Consider the following 1,372-nt stretch of genomic DNA (forward strand, 5'->3'; position numbering starts at 1 on the left):
AATATACTATTGAAAAGATCTATAATTTTAACATCTTTTATATCTATTATTTCTTGCAACACTTCATCATTACAATTTAATATCATTGACTCAATTTTATCCCTAGTATAATATTCAGTTCCTTTAGATACATTAATTCTTAAAAGTTTAAGGACTTCTTCTTCTAAATCTTTATCAAAAACTCTTATTAATCCTTTTTTTATTACCGTTGATTTTGTATTTACGAATTTTATATCACTCCAAGTAACACCTATAGGGTTTGGTTCACCATCTATTTTAGGCTCTAATACATATCCTATGCCATCTCTATTACTTGTAGGTAAGCATATAACATTATCATAGTCATTGTACATTTCTATAAGTTCATTATTATTAATCATTATTTAAAATTCACTCCTTTAATTTAATAGCTAAGGGAGGTATTACTCCTCCCTTTTATTTTTAATTATTTATTATTGTATGTTAAGTTCTGCTAATTTTTCAATGTCAGTAATAACACAAGTAAATTCAAATCCTGTGAATTTTAATTCTATTACTTCTCTGTTATTGTCAACAGTTTGTAATGCTCTTAATTCACCTTTCATTGAAACATCACCTATTTTATCAGCGATACCGAATAATCTTCCTTCTGGTAATATAGAAGAACCATCTCCTAATTTTACACCAGCTTTAACAGATGCTAGGTTAACACCATTATACATTTCAAGAATTGAAGCTGCATATAATTTATCCTTCATATTTTCAGACATAAAGTTTTCATATCCAGACATATTCTTGATACCTCTTAATACAGTTGAAAGTCCTACAATAACAGGTGCATTTCCTCTATCTTCTAAGTATCCAGCAAATTTATCCATAGCTTCTTGAGTTAAAGTACCTGCTGAAGTTATTAATTGATCTCCGCCTTGAATTAATCCGTCTACGTGGTCAAAAATTAAGTTGAACTTTTTGTTGTTAAAAGCATCAATAGCATAAACAACTAATTGAGCTATAGTTAAAGCACCATCTCTTCTTAAATCAGACATTTTTATTTCAGTTTCGATTTGTAAATGTTCAGTGAATTTATTACCTCTAGTAAAATCTATGTAAGATTTATCTACGTTACCAGTTCTAGCTGCTGAAGCTCTAGCAACTAAAGTATTTTTTGGTGAAGCGTAAACACCTTGTTCATCAAATTCACCAATTTCTCCTTCATTAAATAACATTGATAATATTTCACTTGGAGCATTTGCTACTTCTGGCTCTATAACTTTTATTAAAAATTGTGATAATTCTGTATTTACTGTTCCTGTTTTATAAATTGATTGTGCAAATTCATTGACTGCTTTACTTATTTCTTTTTGCTCTTCAGAAAGTTCAACTCTCCCCATAA

2 protein-coding genes are annotated in these 1,372 nt (G+C 28.7%); both read right to left on the reverse strand.

Features of this window, described 5'->3' with window-relative positions; all coding sequences use genetic code 11:
• Positions 1–380, reverse strand: a 380-nt coding sequence (locus ACRDDY_RS03190; protein WP_438563521.1) for a hypothetical protein, incomplete at its 3' end; no start/stop codon positions are given.
• 72 nt (positions 381–452) lie between these two features.
• Positions 453–1,372: hypothetical protein (locus ACRDDY_RS03195; protein ID WP_438563522.1), on the reverse strand; the 920-nt coding region annotated here is incomplete at its 5' end.

This window comes from Clostridium sp., assembly GCF_051656525.1.
In the GTDB taxonomy this organism is placed as follows: Bacteria; Bacillota; Clostridia; order Clostridiales; family Clostridiaceae; genus Clostridium.